Source organism: Streptomyces sp. NPDC046866, assembly GCF_040704625.1.
Lineage (GTDB): Bacteria > Actinomycetota > Actinomycetes > Streptomycetales > Streptomycetaceae > Streptomyces.
On record NZ_JBEYXN010000005.1, the window covers coordinates 1 to 17,937 of the forward strand.

Sequence of the window (17,937 nt, forward strand, 5' to 3'; positions counted from 1 at the left end):
CTTCGTTTTTCCGTGGCGGGACGGTCTGTCAAGGGTCGCCGGAGGCGATCGCGTAGCGACGCGACCGCAGGGAGCGCCCTTGACAGGCCGGCCCGCCACGGAAGGACGATGAGACTGACGGGAAAGCCCCATACCCTCCCTGATCCTGGGCACTTGGAACACCGCCTCGTGGGTCCTGGTCCGCTGTCCGCCTCCGTGCCGCCGGGTCCCGCCGCGCGCCGCCCCCGCCGGAGCCGACCGCTGGCCGCCAGCCGCCAGGCCCGCCCCACCGCCGGAACCCCCGCGGCTACCGTCCCTGGAGTTTGGCCGAGGTGGTGCGGGTCGGGGGGAGTTGGTTGTAGAGGAGTTTGCCCGGGCATTCGGTGGCGAAGCCGTCGCGGTGGCCGGAGATCACGTTCATCTTGACCGCCTTGCCCTTGGCGTACAGGTTGCCGCCGCCCGAGGTGAGGGTCGTCGTCGCCCGGGGGTCGCGGTTGAACAGGCCCAGCTTCCACGCCGTCAGTGCCGCCACCGACTTCACCGCGGCCGCCGGCGGCCCGGTGGTGGTGAAGGTGCCGATCACGGCGATGCCCATGCTGTCCGTGTTGAACCCCATGGTGTGCGCGCCCAGCACCGGCTTGGCGACCCCGCCCGCGCGGCCCTCGTAGACGGTGCCGCACTTGTCGATGGCGAAGTTGTAGCCGATGTCGCGCCAGCCCTCGCTGATCACGTGGTACCGGTACAGGCTGCGCAGCACCGCCGGGGCGTCCGCGCACGCGTAGTTGTTGCCGGAGGCGGTGTGGTGGACGAAGGCCGCCTTGACCGTGTTCGTGTAGACGAACGCCTTCTCGCGCAGGCTTTCGTCCGCGCCCCACCCCAGCCGCGTCACGATCTTCGGCCGCGGGCCGATGTACGGGGTCGCGGCGACGGAGCCCTCGCCCGCGAGGACGGCGTCGGCGGTGGCGTCGGCCTTGTTCAGCGCGGTGATCTCCTTCGAGCCGAGCGGGGCCAGCGGCACGTTGGCCATGGAGGCCTCGGTCATGCCCATGGTCATGCCGGGTGCCGGGGCGGAGGTGTTGCCCTTGTCGTCCCCTGCCGGAGTGCCGGACCCGGCCGCCGCCCCGGTGTTCTTGCCGTCCGGCGCCGCGGGCGGCCCCGCCGCGCCCGGGTCGACGAGTTCGATCCGCAGGCCGGTGGGCAGCCGGGTGGGCACGTGGGTCCCCCGGCTGGCGGTGGGGGCCGTGCCGGGTTCCGCCTGGACGCGGACCTCGACGGCGTCGGACTCTCCGACCCACAGCGGTGCGGTGCTGCCCCGCAGCCGGCCGGAGCCCCGCTCGGGGGTGCCGGGGTCGGGGGCGTGCTCGCTGTTGTGGGTCTCCACGTCCTGCCAGTCGGACCAGGTCGCCGTCCGCGCGGAGCGGGTACGGACCTGGACGTGGCCGTGGAGCGGGGTGGCCGCGTCGTCCCAGACGACGCCGACCAGCGAGAACTTCTCGACCTCCCGCGCGGCCAGTCCCCGGGTCTCCGGCAGCCGCGGCGCGGTGCTCATGCCGGGGATGCCGGCCGACGGCGACCGCTCTGCGGCCGGCCCGAGCGGGACGAGCGGCAGGGACTGGGTGGAGCCCGCGGGGGACACCGGGGACACCGGGGACGCAGGGGACGCGGGGGCCTCCGGGACCGCGGGGGCCGCCGGGGCGGCCCCGGCCAGCGCCGGGGTGGACAGGGCGAGCGGCAGGGACAGTGCGGCTGCGGTCGCGACGCCGACCGCTGAAGACAGGAATCCACGCATGCAAGCGATGCTGGGCACAGCCACCGCGAACCGCCATCGCAGAACTGACGGACCGTCTGGTCGCGGGGCTGCGCGGCTCCCCTGGACGGAGGAGTCGGCGGCGCCCGTACGGGGGAGCGCCCCGCGTACGCTGGGGCGGGTGAACGCCACTGACCGCACCCCTGCCGACCTGCTGCGATCCGCGCTCGCCGCCGATCCGGGCCGCCCGCTCGTGACCTTCTACGACGACGCCACGGGCGAGCGCGTCGAATTGTCCGTCGCCACCTTCGCCAATTGGGTGGCCAAGACCGCCAATCTGCTCCAGGGTGACCTGGCCGCCGGCCCCGGCGACCGGCTCGCGCTGCTGCTCCCCGCGCACTGGCAGAGCGCCGTGTGGCTGCTGGCCTGCGCCTCGGTCGGCGTCGTCGCCGAGGTGGGCGGGGACCCGGCCGACGCCGATGTGGTGGTGAGCGGCCCCGACACGCTGGAGGAGGCCGCGGCCTGCTCCGGCGAGCGGGTGGCGCTCGCGCTGCGCCCGCTGGGCGGCCGGTTCCCGCAGCCGCCCGCCGGGTTCGCGGACTACGCGGTGGAGGTGCCCTCGCAGGGCGACCGCTTCGCCCCGTTCGCCCCCGTGGACGCCGACGCCCCGGGCCTCGTGGTGGGCGGCGAGGAGCTCTCGTACGCCGGGATCGTGGAGCGGGCCCGGGCGGACGCGGCGGAGCTCGGCCTCGGGCCGGGCGGGCGGCTGCTGTCGGGGTTGGGCTACGACACCTGGGAGGGGCTGTCGGCGGGGCTGTTCGCGGCCCTGGCGGCGGGCGGCTCCGTGGTGCTGTGCCGCCACCTCGACCGGCTCCCCGCCGAGGCCCTGGCGCAGCGGATCGAGGCCGAGCGCGTCACCCTCACCGCGCGGTAGCCCACCCGTACCGGCGAACGGCACTGGAGCCCGATCTGTCACCCGCTCGGCCCTAGACACGGCCCCGCCCCCGGGCCGTGTCCGCGCACCGGAGGCACGATCGGGGCAGGCCGTACCCCCACCCGTACGGCTGACGCCCACCCGGTGAGGGGACGGTACGCGAGTGAGGGACAGCGCAGGCATATCCGGCGGCAGCGGCGCGGCCGGGGGCTTTCCGAAGCCCCCGCGGCGCCGGCGCCGCCTGCTGCGCTGGATCGCCCTCGGGATGGCCCTGCTGGTGCTGGCCGGCGCGGCGGTGGGCTGGTGGCTGTTCCGCAAGCTCGACGCGAACATCACCGAGGACACCTCGGCGGAGGCCGAGCTGGAGCGCTACGAGCACGAGCGCCCGGTGCACTTCATCGACGGCTCCCAGAACATCCTGCTGATCGGCTCGGATTCGCGCTCGGGCGCGGAGAACGCCCGCTACGGCAAGGACGGCGGGACCCAGCGCTCGGACAGCGTGATCCTGCTGCACCTGCCGGCGGACCGCAGGAGCGCGACGGCGGTGTCGATCCCGCGGGACCTGATCGTGCAGATCCCGGGCTGCCTGGGGGCGGACGGCAGCCGCACCTCCGCGCGCGCGGCGCAGTTCAACTGGGCGTTCCAGTGGGGCGGGGCCGCCTGCACGATCCGTACGGTGGAGAAGATGACCGGGATCCGGATCGACCACCACATGGTGGTGGACTTCGGCGGCTTCAAGAAGATGGTGAACGCGGTCGGCGGCGTGGAGGTCTGCCTGAAGCAGCCGGTGAACGACGCCGAGGCGCACCTGAAGCTGCCGGCCGGGCGGCAGACGCTGCGCGGCGAGCAGGCGCTGGGCTTCGTACGGGCCCGCTACAGCCTGGGCGGCGGCAGCGACACCGAACGCATGGAGCGCCAGCAGCAGTTCCTCGGCGCGCTGGTGAAGAAGGTGCAGAGCAACGGGGTGCTGCTGAACCCGGGCCGGCTGTACCCGCTGCTGGACGCGGCGACCTCGTCGGTGACCACCGACGCGGGTCTGGCCTCGCTGCGCGGGCTGTACGAACTGGTCCGGGGCATGCGGGACATACCGGCCGATCAGGTCAAGTTCCTGACGGTGCCGCGCCGCCCGTACGCCGCCGACCCGAACCGGGACGAGCTGGTGCAGCCGGCCGCGGCCGAGCTGTTCCGGCGGCTGCGCGCGGACGAGCCGCTGACGGTGGCCCCGGCGAGCCCGCAGGGCGCCGCCGCAACGTCCGCCACCCCCGCCCCGCACGCCGCCCGGGCCTCCCGGACCCCCGACACGCCCGCCGCGCCCGCGGCGTCGGCCGCTTCGAGCCCGGCTCCCGTGCCGACCTTCACGGGCACCACCGCGGGCATGCCCGACTGCCGGTAAAGCAATCCCAAAAGCCGGTGTCCGAACTGAAGCGGTTGGGCGTTTTGCGGTGTTATGGGGGCAGTGGAATTTGTCACCACCATGGTTTGGAGCCGACCGGGGCGGATAAGGTGAGCGATCCGGTGCCCTGGCCAGCAAAGAGGCCGTGCACCAGCAGCCGGATCGTTGACCGGGCGTCTTGGGGGAGGCGCGTCGCGAGGCACCGACGGAGGATTCGAGCAACCGTGGATGCGCAGAGCCGTGGGCGGGCGGACGAGATCGACCCCGCCGACCAGTGGGTGCTCAACCCCCGCACCGGTAATTACGAATTGCGACTGGACCGTTCCGGTGCGCAAGGGCAGCCCCCCGCCGGCACCCCCCGCCGCCGGCCGGCCCCCCGCGGCGCGGCGCCGTCGTCCCGCGGCGCGGCCCCCTCGGCCCGCGGCGCGGTGCCTTCCTCCCGCGGCGCGGCCGCAGCATCCCCCAAGGCCCCGTCCACGGCGCCGTCCCCGGCGGTCCCCGGGCCGCGCCGCGGCGACGGCCCGCCCGGGCGCCGTACGGGCCGTCCCCGCAAGGGCGGTGGCGGCGGCTCCCGGCGCCGCCGGGTCCTGGTCATCGGCGGCGGCACCCTCGCCTTCCTGCTGGTCGGCGGCTCGCTGGCCGGGTACCTGTACTACGACCACCTGAACGGCAACCTCCGCGTCACCGACGTCGGCGACGCGGGCACGGGCGGCTTCAAGAAGGACCAGCCCATCAACATCCTCGTCATCGGCACCGACAAGCGCTCCGGTGCGGGCAACGAGGGCTACGGGGACTCGGGCAGCGTCGGACACGCCGACACCACGATCCTGTTCCACGTCTCCAAGGACCGCTCCAACGCCACGGCGCTGTCCATCCCGCGCGACCTGATCACGAACATCCCGGCCTGCCCGACGAAGCAGCCGGACGGCTCGATGAAGACCATCCCCGGCCAGAAGGGGACCCGCTTCAACACCAGCCTCGGCCAGGAGGGCCGCGACCCGGGCTGCACCATGCGCACGGTCAAGGAGCTCACCGGGATCACCGTCGACCACTTCATGATGGTCGACTTCAACGCGGTGAAGGTGCTCAGCACGGCCGTCGGCGGCGTCCCCGTCTGCGTGGAGAAGCCCGTCGACGACAAGGACTCCAAGCTGAAGCTGGACGCCGGGGAGCACCGGCTGCAGGGCGAGGACGCCCTGGCCTTCGTCCGTACCCGCCACGCCTTCGGCAACGAGAGCGACCTCGACCGGATCAAGACCCAGCAGCAGTTCCTGGGTTCGATGATGCGCGAGATGAAGTCGAAGGAGACGCTGACCAGCCCGAAGAAGTTCTTCTCGCTGGCGGAGGCGGCCACCAAGTCGCTGGCGGTCGACTCGGGGATCGGGTCCATCGACAAACTCACCAAGCTGGCGGGCGAGTTGAAGGACATGAACCTCAAGAACGTCACCTTCACCACGCTGCCGGTGCTCGACAACCCGAACGAGCCCGCGGGCAAGAAGGCGACCGTCGTCCTCAACCCCGCCCAGGCCGACCCCCTGCTCCAGATGATCCGCGGCGACGTCTCGCTCACCGAGGTCGAGAAGAAGGAGCAGGCCGCCAAGGACGCGGCCGACGCCGACGCCAAGGCCAAGCAGGATGCGCTCCTGCAGGGCCCGCGCGCGGCCGCGCGGGACGTGCGCGTGGACATCTACAACGGCGGCGGACCCTCGGGCTCCGCCTCCACCACCCTGACCTGGCTGCAGAACACCAAGGGCGTGGCCAAGGCGGGCAACCAGGGCAACGCCCCGGCCAAGCTGGAGGCCACCCAGCTGGAGTACGCCCCGAACCAGGCCGACCAGGCCCGGGCGCTGGCGGAGATGATGGGCCTGCCGGGCTCCGCGCTGAAGATGGGCTCGGCGGACGCCGCGCCCCGCACGCCGATGAAGCTGACGCTCGGCGCGGACTTCAAGGGGCCGGGCATCTCGATGACGGCGCCGCAGAAGGCGCCCGAGGACATCCAGCGCGTCGAGGCGGACAAGGCGATCTGCGCCAAGTAGCGCGCACCGCGAACGACCTGCGCCGGCGCGGCCGGTGCAGCACACAGACATGACGTGATCTTTTAGGGGGGACCTGTGGGGAACAGCAGCGTGCGGGGGGAGGGGGCACCCGCCCGGGCGGCGGACGGCGTGGCCGGCGGCGGACCAGCCGCCCCGGCGTCCGCGTCCGCAGCGGCGGCCGACGGCCCCGGGCCCCGCCGCGGCAAGCGGCGCATACTGCGCTGGGTCGCCTCCACCCTGGCGTTCCTCATACTCGCGACGGGGGCGGCCGGGTACCTGTACTACCGCCACCTCAACGGCAGCATCCAGACGGACCTGCTCAACCTCGGCGACAACAAGCTGGGCGGCTCCAAGCCCAACGCCTTCGGCCAGACCCCGCTGAACATCCTGATCCTCGGCTCCGACGCCCGCAACGACGCGGAGAACCAGGCCCTCGGCGGCGCCAGGGACACCTTCGACGGTCCCCCGCTGGCGGACGTGCAGATGCTGCTGCACCTGTCCGCGGACCGCAGCAACATCTCGGTGGTGTCGATGCCCCGCGACACCATGATCATGATGCCGAAGTGCACCGAGCCGAACGGCAAGGTCCACCCGGCCAGCAAGGGCCTCGTCCAGACCAACGAGTCCCTCAGCCGCGGCGGCCCGGGCTGCACGGTCGCCGCCTGGCAGGAGCTGACGAAGATCCCGATCGACCACTTCATGATGATCGACTTCAAGGGCGTGGTGACGATGGCGGACGCCATCGGCGGCGTCCCGGTGTGCGTGCAGCAGAACGTGCACTCCCGCACCAAGGACGGCAAGGGCTCCGGTCTGAAGCTGCCCGCGGGCACCAGCACCATCCAGGGCGAGCAGGCGCTGCAGTGGCTGCGCACCCGCTACGGCTTCGAGGACGGCACCGACCTCGGCCGCACCCACGCGCAGCACATGTACATGAACTCGATGGCCCGCGAGTTCCGCAAGAACGCCAAGCTCAGCAACCCGGTCAAGCTCAACAGCCTGGCCCAGGCGGCGATCAAGGCCATGGTCGTGGACCCCGGCCTGAACAAGATCGACAAGCTGTACGACCTCAGCGTGGAGCTCAAGAAGGTCCCCACCGGGCGGATCACCATGACGACCATGCCCTGGGTGTACAGCACGCGCGAGGAGGGCCGCGTCGAGCCCAAGCCGGGCGAGGCCGAGGACGTGTTCCGCATGATCCGCGAGGACATCCCGCTCGACGGCAAGGGCCCCGAGCACCCGGCGCCCGCCGCCTCCGGCTCCCCCGCCACGCCGGGCGGTCCGGCCGCTGCGGGCTCCGCGGCCCCGTCCCAGCCGGCCGCCCCGCAGGCCGCGGCCCCGTCGAGGATCGCGGTGGCCGTGCGCAATGCCACCGGCGGCAAGGACGGCGCCCAGCCGCGGGTGAAGAACCGGTCCAACGAGGTGGTCCAGCTGCTGGTGGCCAAGGGCTTCACCAAGGCCGCCGCCGACACCCAGGCGGGGGCGGAGGACACCACGGTGGTCCGCTTCTCCAGTTCCGACCAGGCCGCCAATGCCGCGGCGCTGGCCAGTGCGCTCGGTCTGCCGTCCAGTGCAGTGGAGAAGACCGACGGGATCTCCGGGATCGTGCTGTTCGTCGGCAGGGACTGGCGCACGGGCGACGCCCCGACCCCGCCGCCGCCGGCCCCGACCAAGGCCCCGGACTCGGCCCGGCCGCTCAACGGCGACAACGACAAGGAGTGCATGGCGGTCCAGCCGGGCTTCACCTGGTAGCCGGCCGCGGGCACGCGCGAAGGGGCCCGGTGGCGGCGGTCGGTCGACCGCGGCCACCGGGCCCCTTCACGTCGCGCTCAGGCCGCCGTGGGGTCCGGGTGCGCCGACGGGCGGCGGCTCGCGATGACCTTCTGCGCCAGCGAGCGCGGGCTGGTCAGGAAGCCGAAGCCCCAGGACATGTGCATGGTGGTGATGGCCACCGGGATCTGCGCCCGCGCCTTGAGCGACAGGCCCCTGCCCGCCGGGATCGAGCCGAGGGTGATCCCGGCCAGGTAGCCCGCCGGGACCGCGAAGGCCCACGGGGTCACGGTGGCACCGGCCACCACGGCCGCCGCCATCGCGCAGACGGCCGCCGGCGGGGCGAGGTAGCGCAGGTTGATGGAGCCCGCGTGGTAGCGGGCCACCACGTGCCGCCACCGGCCGTAGTCCTTGTACTGCTTGGCCAGGGCCCGCACCGAGGGCCGCGGGCGGTACTGGACCTTCAGGTCGGGCGAGAACCAGATCAGCCCGCCGGCCTCGCGGATGCGGAAGTTCAGCTCCCAGTCCTGGGCGCGGATGAACTCCTCGTTGTAACCGCCCGCCCGCTCCAGCGCCTCGCGGCGGAACACGCCCAGGTAGACGGTGTCCGCCGGGCCGGCCTCGCCGCCGGTGTGGAAGGCCGCGTTGCCGACGCCGAGCTTCGAGGTCATCGCGGCGGCGACGGCCTCCTCCCAGGCGTTCTCGCCCTCGGCGTGCATGATGCCGCCGACGTTCTGCGCGCCCGTCTCCTCCAGGAGGCGGACCGCGGTGGCGATGTAGTTCGGGGAGAGCATGCCATGGCCGTCCACGCGTACCACGATCGGGTGACGCGAGGCCTTGATGGCGGCGTTGAGGGCGGCCGGGGTGCGGCCGGAGGGGTTCGGAACGGTGACGACGCGCGGGTCCTCGCGTACGAGCTCGGCGGCGATCTCGTCGGTGCGGTCCGTGGACGGCCCCAGCGCGATCACCACCTCCATCTCGCCTGCGTACTCCTGGCCGAGGATGTGGCGGACGGAGTTGCGCAGGTGGCGCTCCTCGTTGAGCACCGGCATGATCACCGAGACTGCGGGCTGGGCGGGCATGTGGTCCTTCACGGTCGGGTATCGGTGTCACGTTACCGCGTACGGGGGAAACGGGTGCGCGCCACCTGATCGCTGAGGTCGAAGGCTGATCGTATGGGCCTACTGTTCTTACGATCTGACCGATATGACCGGTTTACCCCTGCCGGCCCTGCTGCCCCTCGCGGAGGTGTCCCCCGTGCCCCAGCCACACCGTCCTCCCCGACCAGCCCGGCCCCCCCAGCCGCAGCCGCAGCCCCGGCGCAGCCGGCGCGCCGGCGGGGGCCCGGTCCGGGGCCGGGGCGGAGGCGGCGGGCCCCGCTGGGGGGTGCGGCTGGCGACCGGGCTGTCGCTGGTGGTCCTCGGCTCGGGGGCCGTCGGGCACGCGGTCATGACCGGCGTCGACACCGGCATCGAGCGCGTGGACCCGTTCAAGGACATGAAGAACCGGCCCCAGGCCGGGCACGGCCTGAACCTCCTCCTCGTCGGCACCGACGGCCGCGACCGCATCAGCAAGGAGGAGAAGCGCGAGTACCGCCTCGGCGGCGCCCCCTGCCACTGCACCGACACCGTCATGCTGGTGCACCTGTCCGCCGACCGGGAGCGCGCCAGCGTCGTCAGCCTCCCCCGCGACAGCTACGCCGAGCTCCCCGCCCACCGCGACCAGTCCACCGGGAAGGAGCACGGCCCGCACCCGGTGAAGCTGAACGCCGCGTACGCCGAGGGCGGACCGCAGCTGACCGTCCGGACCGTCGAGAACATGACCCGCGTCAAGATCGACCACTACCTGGAGGTCGACTTCACCGGCTTCATGAAGACCGTCGACGCGATGGGCGGCGTGCAGATCTGCACCGCCAAGCCCCTCCACGACCGCAGCACCGGCCTCGACCTGCTGCCCGGCACCCACCGGCTCACCGGCGGCCAGGCCCTGCAGTACGTGCGCTCGCGCCACGTCGACGGCGCCGCCGACCTCGGACGCATGCAGCGCCAGCAGCGGTTCGTGGCCGCCCTGCTCCAGCAGGCCGCCGGCAGCGGGGTCCTGCTCAACCCGGTGAAGTTCAAGCAGGTCAGCTCCACCCTGCTGGGCTCCGTGCGCGCCGATCCCGGCTTCGGCTCCGAGCAGATGCTCGCACTCGGCCAGGCCATGCGCGGCTTCGCCCCGTCCTCCTCCGAGTTCGCCTCCGTGCCGATCGGAAACCCCTCCTACCCGGTCAAGGGCATCGGCTCCACGGTCAAATGGGACGAGCCCAAGGCCGCCAAGCTCTTCGAGGCCCTGCGCGAGGACCGGCCGCTGGCCACCGCCGCGGATCCCGCAGGCCCGGCCGGCCCGGCAGGTTCCGCCGGTGCCGCGGGCGCTGCGAACGGCCGGTCCGGGCAGCCCGCGGTCCCCGTGGACGTGCCTCCGCAGCAGATCCGGATCCAGGTGGAGAACGGCACCCGCATCGACGGCCTCGGCGGGCGGGTCGACGCGGCCCTGCGCGCCACCGGCTTCGACACCACCGGAACCCCCCAGAGCGGAACCGGTCGGGCCGTCCGGCGCACGGTGATCGCGTACGACCCCCGCTGGGACCGCTCGGCCCGCACGGTCTCGACCGCGCTGCCCGGCAGCGAGCTGCGGGCGGTGCCCGGGCAGGGCCGGACCGTGCGGGTCATCGCCGGCACGGACTACCGCACGGTGGTCCCGGTCCGGGCGGAGGACCCGTACACGGGCCGCTTCGGCGTGGTCACGGGCGACCAGGTCGTCTGCGGCGGGGGCTCGGCTCAGTCGTCGTAGCCCTGGGCCGCGCGCTCCTCGCGCAGGGCCATGATCGCCCGGCGGCGGGCGAGCCGGTGTGTGCGGCGGATCTGCGCCTCCTGGTAGCGGCGCTTGTCCTGGTCGGTCTCGGGGAGGACCGGCGGGACCGTGCGCGGCTTGCCCTCGGCGTCCACGGCGGTGAAGACGAGGTAGGCGCTGCCGACCTGGGTGGCGGGGGTGGACTCGTTCCACCGCTCGGCCAGGACCCGTACGCCGATCTCCATGGAGGAGCGGCCCGTCCAGTTGCACTGAGCCTTGACGTGGACCAGGTCCCCCACGCGGACCGGGGCGAGGAACGCCATCTCGTCCATGGAGGCGGTGACGGCGGGGCCGCCGGAGTGGCGCCCGGCGACGGCACCGGCGGCGTCGTCCACCAGTTTCATGATCACGCCACCGTGCACGGTGCCGAGGAGGTTGGTGTCGTTGGCCGTCATGATGTGGCTGAGCGTGGTCCGCGAGGCCGACGTGGGCTTGCCTTGGAGTTCGCCCGCCGTCACACCCGGTATCTGTGTCATACCGCCACCTTAAAGCCGTCGCGGATGCATCAGGTGTGCAACAGCACCGGTACGAAGCCCTGCCCGGACTGTCGTGCACCTGCGCCGACCGGGCATCCTAGGCGGCATGAGTGAGTGGCCAGAAGGGCGCGGCGACGCCCGCGAGGACGGGTACGGGCGCGGCAGCGCACAGGCGCAGCCGGAGGGCCCGCGCCGGATGCCGCACGTCCAGCGGCGCCAGCCGGGGCAGCCGGGTGTGCCGCCGCAGCCTCAGCAGCGGCCGCAGCGCCCCCAGCAGCCCCCGCAGTCGCGGCGCCCGCAGCAGTCCCCCGGCGACCGGCCGGGCCGGCCGCCGGCGTCCGCGCCCGCGTACGGGGTGCCACCGCAGGGGCAGGGCCACGAGGCGTACGAGGGCGGCTACGACAGCGGCTACAACACCGGCCAGGTCTACGGCACCCCGCAGCGCAGCCCGCAGCGGCCGGGCGGTCCGGGCGGCCCCGGCCTGCCGCCGACGGGGCGGCCGGGCCGCGGGCCCGGCTCCGCGCCCGACTGGCGCAAGCGGATCAAGATCGGCTCGATCGTGCTGGCCACGGCGCTGCTCGCCACGACCATCGGCACGTACTTCTGGGCGGACTCCAAGGTGCGCCGCGAGGTCGACCTCGCCAAGGTGATCGAGCGCCCGAAGGAGGGCGACTGCACGACGTACCTGATCGTCGGCTCCGACAGCCGCGAGGGCATGTCCGACGAGGAGAAGAAGAAGCTCCACACCGGCTCCGCCGAGGGCAAGCGCACCGACTCGATGATGATCCTGGCGGCCTGCTCCGGCGGGAACAGCATGATCTCGCTGCCGCGTGACTCGGACGTGGAGATCCCCTCCTTCGTCGGCTCGCAGTCCGGCAAGAAGTACGCCGGCACCGGCAAGCACACCAAGCTCAACGCGGCGTACGCGGAGGACGGCCCGGAGCTGCTCGTGCGCACCGTGGAGTACAACACCGGCCTGCGCATCGACCACTACGCCGAGATCGGCTTCGCGGGCTTCGCGAACATCGTGGACGCGCTCGGCGGCGTGGACATGAACATCGAGAAGGCCTTCAAGGACGAGAAGTCGGGCGCCGACTTCAAGGCCGGCGAGCAGACGCTCAACGGCGAGCAGGCCCTCGCCTTCGTCCGGACCCGGTACGCCTTCGCCGAGTCGGACCTGGCCCGTACGAAGAACCAGCAGAAGTTCCTCGCCACGCTCGCCAACCAGGCGGCGACGCCGGGCACGATCCTCAACCCCTTCAAGCTCTACCCGGTGCTGGGCGCCGGCCTGGACACGCTGATCGTGGACAAGGACATGTCCCTGTGGGACATGGGCGAGATGTTCTTCGCGATGAAGGGCATCAGCGGCGGCGACGGCGTCTCGATGAACATGCCGATCGCGGGCGAGCGCGGGGGCAACCTGCTCTGGGACAAGCCGAAGGTCCAGCAGATCGTCAAGCAGATCCAGAACGACGAGAAGGTCACCGTCACCGGCAACTGACGCCGAACGGCGGCAGCCGGCGGCTGCGGTCGCGGTGGCGCGGGACGAGGCGCGGGCCGCGGGGCTCCCTCCCTGGAGGGGCCCCGCGGCCCGCGGTCTTCCTCAGCTGTCGGGCGAGAACCTCAACGCGCCGGCGGGCAGTTCCGCCTCGCACCACACGCGGGCGCCGCCGCGCAGCTCGTTGTCCGCGCCGACCACCGAGCCGTCGCCCAGCACGGCGGCGTCGAGCACCGTGCGCGGGCCGACGCTGGCGCCGGCGCCGACCAGGCTGGCGCGGACCCGGCTGTCCGGGCCGATGACGGCGCCGTCCAGCACGATGGAGCCGTCGACGACGGCCCCCGCTCCGACGCTCGCACCGGCGCCGACGACGGTGCCGCCGCAGAGCACGGCGCCCTCGGCGACCGCGGCGCCGGGCAGCACCAGGGCCTCGCCGCGCGGCCCGGGCACGGCCGGGGAGGCGACGACCCCGCGCACGAGGTCGGCGGAGGCCTGGACGAACGACTCGGGCTTGCCGAGGTCCAGCCAGTACGTGTTCTCGGTGACCCCGTGCAGGCTCGCGCCGGCCTCCAGCAGCCCCGGGAAGGTCTCGCGCTCCACGGACACGGGCCGGTCGGCCGGGATCGAGTCGATGACGCTGCGCCGGAAGACGTAGCACCCGGCGTTGACCTGGTCGGTGATGATCTCCTCGGGCGTCTGCGGCTTCTCGGTGAACGCCAGCACCCGGCCGGTGGGGTCGGTGGGCACCAGCCCGAACGCCCGCGGGTCGTCGACCTGGACGAGGTGCAGCGTGACATCGGCGGCAGCGGCCCTGTGGGCGTCGACCAGCCCCGCGATGTCCAGCCCGGTCAGGATGTCGCCGTTGAACACCAGCACGGACGAGTCCGGCCCGCCGGTCAGCCGCCGGGCGGCGTTGCGGATCGCCCCGCCGGTCCCGAGCGGCTCGTCCTCCACCACGTACTCCAGCCGGACGCCGAAGTCGGAGCCGTCGCCGAAGTAGGGCTCGAAGACCTCCGCGAGGTAGCAGGTGGCCATCACGATGTGGGTGACGCCTGCGGCGGCGGCCCTGGCTATCTGGTGGGCGAGGAACGGCACCCCCGCGGCACGCACCATGGGCTTCGGGGTGTTCACCGTGACGGGGCGCAGCCGCGTCCCCTGCCCCCCGACCAGCAGGATCGCTTCCAAAATTCCTTCTCCCCACCCGGTCGGGCCTACGAGCCCCCCAAGTTAGCCCATCGAGCTGCCGGAACGCCCCTGCCGTGGCGGCAGGGGCGTTCCGGGAGACGTGCGGAGCCCCTTACGGCAGGTTGCGGGCCATGACGATCCGCTGGACCTGGTTCGTGCCCTCGTAGATCTGCGTGATCTTGGCATCGCGCATCATGCGCTCGACCGGGTAGTCGCGGGTGTAGCCGTAGCCGCCGAGGAGCTGGACCGCGTCCGTGGTGACCTCCATGGCCACGTCGGAGGCGAAGCACTTGGCGGCGGCGCCGAAGAACGTGAGGTCGGAGTCGACGCGCTCGGACTTGGCGGCGGCGGCGTAGGTCAGCTGGCGGGCGGCCTCGATCTTCATGGCCATGTCCGCGAGCATGAACTGGACGCCCTGGAAGTCGGCGATCGGCTTGCCGAACTGCTTGCGCTCCTGGACGTAGCCCTTGGCGTAGTCCAGGGCGCCCTGGGCGATGCCGAGGGCCTGGGCGGCGATGGTGATGCGGGTGTGGTCGAGGGTCTTCATCGCGGTGGCGAAGCCGGTGCCCTCGGCGCCGATCATGCGGTCGGCCGGGATGCGGACGTTGTCGAGGTAGACCTCGCGCGTCGGGGAGCCCTTGATGCCGAGCTTCTTCTCCGGGGCGCCGAAGGAGACGCCCTCGTCGGACTTCTCGACGACGAAGGCGCTGATGCCCTTCGAGCGCTTCTCCGGGTCCGTGACCGCCATGACGGTGTAGTAGTCCGAGACGCCCGCGTTGGTGATCCAGCGCTTGACGCCGTTGAGGACCCAGAAGTCGCCGTCGCGGACGGCACGGGTCTTCATGCCCGCGGCGTCGGAGCCGGCGTCCGGCTCGGAGAGGCAGTACGAGAACATCGCGTCGCCCTTGGCGAGCGGCCCCAGGTACTTGGCCTTGAGCTCCTCGGAGCCGGAGAGGATCACCGGGAGCGAGCCGAGCTTGTTCACGGCCGGGATCAGGGAGGAGGAGGCGCACACGCGGGCCACCTCCTCGATCACGATGACGGTGGCGAGGGCGTCGGCACCGGCGCCGCCGAAGGCCTCGGGGACGTGGACGGCGTGCAGGTCGTTCGCGACGAGGGCGTCCAGGGCCTCCTGCGGGAAGCGGGCTTCCTCGTCGACCGCAGCCGCGAACGGGAGGATCTTGGCCTCGCAGAGCGAGCGGACGGACTCGCGGAGCATGTCGTGCTCCTCGGCCGGGCGGTACAGGTCGAAGTCGGCAGAACCCGCCAAGATCTCTCACTCCCCAAGGTGAACCATGTGCTAACTACCGTTAAGTAACCCAAATCTTAGTGTCCGGCGTCCCGCCAGCGGTATGTACGCGGCACGTGAGCTGCGTGACAGCCTCCGTGCGCTCCGTGCCGTTCCGTGCCGGTGCGCGGTGCGCCCGTGGTGTGCCGTGGTGCTCCTGGGGAGCGTCCCCGGTGACGGGCGCGACTATGCTCGGTGGCCGCAACAGGCACAGGCCCGCACCTCTGGAGCACGCATGGCCCCCCTCAAGATCACTGTGATCGGCACCGGCTACCTCGGCGCCACGCACGCCGCGGCGATGGCCGAGCTGGGCTTCGAGGTGCTCGGGCTGGACGTGGTGCCGGAGAAGATCGAGCTGCTGGCGGCCGGCCGGGTACCGATGTACGAGCCGGGGCTGGAGGAGCTCCTCGCCGCGCACGTCGCCGGGCTGCCGGGCTCGACCGGGCGGCTGCGGTTCACGCAGTCGTGGGAGGAGGTCGGCGCCTTCGGCGACGTCCACTTCGTGTGCGTGAACACCCCCCAGAAGCACGGCGAGTACGCCTGCGACATGAGCTACGTGGACTCCGCCGTCGAGTCGCTCGCCCCGCACCTGACCCGCCCGGCCCTCGTGGTCGGCAAGTCCACCGTCCCGGTCGGCTCCGCCGAGCGGCTCGCGGCGAAGCTGGCCTCGCTCGCCCCGGCCGGCGCCGACGTGGAACTGGCGTGGAACCCGGAGTTCCTGCGCGAGGGCTACGCCGTCCAGGACACCCTGCACCCCGACCGGATCGTCATCGGCGTCCACGGCGACCGCGGCGAGAAGCTGCTGCGCGAGGTGTACGAGACGCCGATGGCGGAGGGCACCCCGCTGGTGGTGACCGACTTCCCGACGGCCGAGCTCGTCAAGACGGCCGCGAACTCCTTCCTCGCCACGAAGATCTCCTTCATCAACGCGATGGCGGAGGTGTGCGAGGCGGCCGGCGGCGACGTGGTCAAGCTGGCCGAGGCCATCGGCCACGACGAGCGGATCGGCGCGAAGTTCCTGCGCGCCGGCATCGGCTTCGGCGGCGGCTGCCTGCCCAAGGACATCCGGGCGTTCATGGCGCGCGCCGGCGAACTGGGCGCCGACCAGGCGCTGACGTTCCTGCGCGAGGTCGACTCCATCAACATGCGGCGCCGCGGCCACATGGTGGAGCTGGCGCGCGAGGCCGTCGGCGGGGCGTTCCTCGGCAAGCGGGTCGCCGTGCTCGGCGCCACCTTCAAGCCGGACTCCGACGACGTCCGCGACTCGCCCGCGCTGAACGTGGCCGGCCAGATCCACCTGCAGGGCGGCCAGGTCACCGTGTACGACCCCAAGGGCATGGACAACGCCCGCCGGGTGTTCCCCACGCTCGGGTACGCGGACTCGGCCCTGGAGGCGGCGCGCGGTGCGGACGTGGTGCTGCACCTCACCGAGTGGCGGGAGTTCCGCGACCTCGACCCGGTCGAGCTGGGTGCGGTGGTCTCCGACCGGCTCGTCCTCGACGGGCGCAACGCGCTCGACGGCGAGCTGTGGCGGGCGGCCGGCTGGACCTACCGGGCCATGGGCCGGCCGCGCGCCTGAGGGAGGGGCTCAGGGTCCTCGCGGGGCGGGCTATGACGCCGGCCTGCGGTACTGGGCGGCGCGGGCGGTGAACTCCGCGTCGCGCAGGACTCGCTGGGCGTTGCCCCAGGTCAGCAGGGACAGGTCGGCTTCCGACCAGCCGCGGTCCAGCAGTTCTGCGATCAGGCGCGGGTAGCCGGAGGGATCGGTCAGCCCGGTCGGGCGGGGCGTGCCGTGCTCGGTGCCGAAGGAGGCGCCGAGTCCGACGCCCTCGGGGCCGGCCACGGCCCGTACGTGGTCGAGGTGATCGGCGACGGCGTGCAGGGAGTCCCCGGTCTGGGCGCTGTCGAAGGTGACCATGGCCAGGCCGTTCGCGGCGCGCAGCGCGAGCAGGACGTCGTCGTTGACGTTGCCCGGGTGCGGGGTGAGGGCGGCCGCGGCGGTGTGCGAGACGATCACCGGCGCCTTGGAGGCGCCCGCGATCTGGCAGGCGACCGCCGGCGCGCACCCGGTCAGGTCGAGCAGGATCGCCAGCCGGTTGGCCTCCTTGACCACCTCGTGGCCGAACGGGGTCAGGCCCTCGTCGGCCCAGGGCGCGCCTGCGGGCGCGAGGATGCGCACTCCCAGGGCGTGGAAGGCGCGCAGGGCGCCCAGCGAGCCGCCGATGAGGGTGCGGCCTGCGACGGGGCCCAGGAACGACGCGATCCGGCCGCGGTTGCGGGCGTCGGCCATGTCGTCCGCGGTCAGGGCGAGGGCCAGGCCGTCGGGGTAGCGGCGCACCAGGGCCAGGGCGGTGTCGATCTGCTCGAGGGTGTCGGACACGACCTGGTCGGCGGATGCGGCCTCACGGGGCGCCAGGAGGGACCAGAACTGCGCGCCGACGCCGCCGGCGCGCAGCCGGGGGATGTCGGTGTCGACGTTGGCGTCCGGGGTGTCGATGTCGTGGTACGGACTCTGGCGCAGGGTCCAGACGAGGGTGTTGTGGCCGTCGGCCACGGGATGGACGGACAGCAGCCCGACGGCCCGGTCCAGGGAGCCGGACGGTACCGCCGCTGCGGGGAGGTCCTCGGCTCCTACGGAGGCGGGGCCGACGGGGGCCGCGGGGGCCGTGTCGGCGGGGAATTCGTCCTGCAGGTCGGCCATGGCGTTCGCTCCGGTCTCGGCGGCGGAGGGAGAGGTCCTGC

The 17,937-nt window shown here is 72.9% G+C and carries 13 protein-coding genes; 7 read left to right on the forward strand and 6 right to left on the reverse strand.

What is annotated here, in order from left to right:
• Positions 1-286 precede the first annotated feature (286 nt).
• Positions 287-1,768, reverse strand: coding sequence for a peptidoglycan recognition protein (locus tag AB0953_RS10165; RefSeq protein ID WP_366858957.1), 1,482 nt, complete (start codon positions 1,766-1,768; stop codon positions 287-289).
• Positions 1,769-1,907: 139 nt separating this feature from the next.
• Between AB0953_RS10165 and AB0953_RS10170 the strand changes: the two genes are divergently transcribed.
• The 4 genes from AB0953_RS10170 to AB0953_RS10185 all read left to right on the forward strand — a co-directional run bounded on the left by AB0953_RS10170 (position 1,908) and on the right by AB0953_RS10185 (position 7,838).
• The gene (locus AB0953_RS10170) at positions 1,908-2,660 is read left to right on the forward strand and encodes a TIGR03089 family protein (protein WP_366858958.1); all 753 of its coding nucleotides are present in this window, start codon (positions 1,908-1,910) and stop codon (positions 2,658-2,660) included.
• A 163-nt stretch (positions 2,661-2,823) separates the two neighbouring features.
• Complete coding sequence (locus tag AB0953_RS10175; RefSeq protein WP_366858959.1) at positions 2,824-4,053, forward strand: LCP family protein; 1,230 nt, start codon at positions 2,824-2,826, stop codon at positions 4,051-4,053.
• 224 nt (positions 4,054-4,277) lie between these two features.
• Positions 4,278-6,089, forward strand: coding sequence for an LCP family protein (locus AB0953_RS10180; protein ID WP_366858960.1), 1,812 nt, complete (start codon positions 4,278-4,280; stop codon positions 6,087-6,089).
• Between the two features lie 75 nt (positions 6,090-6,164).
• A complete protein-coding gene (locus AB0953_RS10185; RefSeq protein WP_366858961.1) occupies positions 6,165-7,838 on the forward strand; it encodes an LCP family protein in 1,674 nt (557 codons plus the stop codon).
• A gap of 77 nt (positions 7,839-7,915) precedes the next feature.
• Here AB0953_RS10185 and AB0953_RS10190 read toward each other — a convergent pair whose 3' ends face one another.
• Positions 7,916-8,938: a glycosyltransferase family 2 protein gene (locus AB0953_RS10190; RefSeq protein WP_366858962.1), complete on the reverse strand. Its 1,023-nt coding sequence runs from the start codon at positions 8,936-8,938 to the stop codon at positions 7,916-7,918.
• A 304-nt stretch (positions 8,939-9,242) separates the two neighbouring features.
• Here AB0953_RS10190 and AB0953_RS10195 point away from each other — a divergent pair, with 304 nt between their 5' ends.
• The gene (locus AB0953_RS10195; RefSeq protein ID WP_366858963.1) at positions 9,243-10,688 is read left to right on the forward strand and encodes an LCP family protein; all 1,446 of its coding nucleotides are present in this window, start codon (positions 9,243-9,245) and stop codon (positions 10,686-10,688) included.
• On the opposite strand, the gene AB0953_RS10200 is transcribed toward AB0953_RS10195, so the two are convergent.
• Complete coding sequence (locus AB0953_RS10200) at positions 10,676-11,224, reverse strand: acyl-CoA thioesterase (protein ID WP_366858964.1); 549 nt, start codon at positions 11,222-11,224, stop codon at positions 10,676-10,678. The two genes, AB0953_RS10195 and AB0953_RS10200, sit on opposite strands and share 13 nt — an antisense overlap.
• A gap of 106 nt (positions 11,225-11,330) precedes the next feature.
• Between AB0953_RS10200 and AB0953_RS10205 the strand changes: the two genes are divergently transcribed.
• Positions 11,331-12,725, forward strand: a complete 1,395-nt coding sequence (locus AB0953_RS10205) for an LCP family protein (protein WP_366858965.1) — start codon at positions 11,331-11,333, stop codon at positions 12,723-12,725.
• A 102-nt stretch (positions 12,726-12,827) separates the two neighbouring features.
• On the opposite strand, the gene AB0953_RS10210 is transcribed toward AB0953_RS10205, so the two are convergent.
• A complete protein-coding gene (locus AB0953_RS10210) occupies positions 12,828-13,910 on the reverse strand; it encodes an NDP-sugar synthase (RefSeq protein ID WP_366859195.1) in 1,083 nt (360 codons plus the stop codon).
• 109 nt (positions 13,911-14,019) lie between these two features.
• Positions 14,020-15,177 carry an acyl-CoA dehydrogenase family protein gene (locus tag AB0953_RS10215; RefSeq protein ID WP_366858966.1) on the reverse strand — a complete coding sequence of 386 codons (1,158 nt, stop codon included), beginning with the start codon at positions 15,175-15,177 and terminating at the stop codon, positions 14,020-14,022.
• Positions 15,178-15,430: 253 nt separating this feature from the next.
• Here AB0953_RS10215 and AB0953_RS10220 point away from each other — a divergent pair, with 253 nt between their 5' ends.
• Complete coding sequence (locus tag AB0953_RS10220; protein ID WP_366858967.1) at positions 15,431-16,774, forward strand: UDP-glucose/GDP-mannose dehydrogenase family protein; 1,344 nt, start codon at positions 15,431-15,433, stop codon at positions 16,772-16,774.
• Between the two features lie 30 nt (positions 16,775-16,804).
• Here AB0953_RS10220 and AB0953_RS10225 read toward each other — a convergent pair whose 3' ends face one another.
• Positions 16,805-17,896 carry a dipeptidase gene (locus tag AB0953_RS10225; RefSeq protein WP_366858968.1) on the reverse strand — a complete coding sequence of 364 codons (1,092 nt, stop codon included), beginning with the start codon at positions 17,894-17,896 and terminating at the stop codon, positions 16,805-16,807.
• Positions 17,897-17,937: the final 41 nt, after the last annotated feature.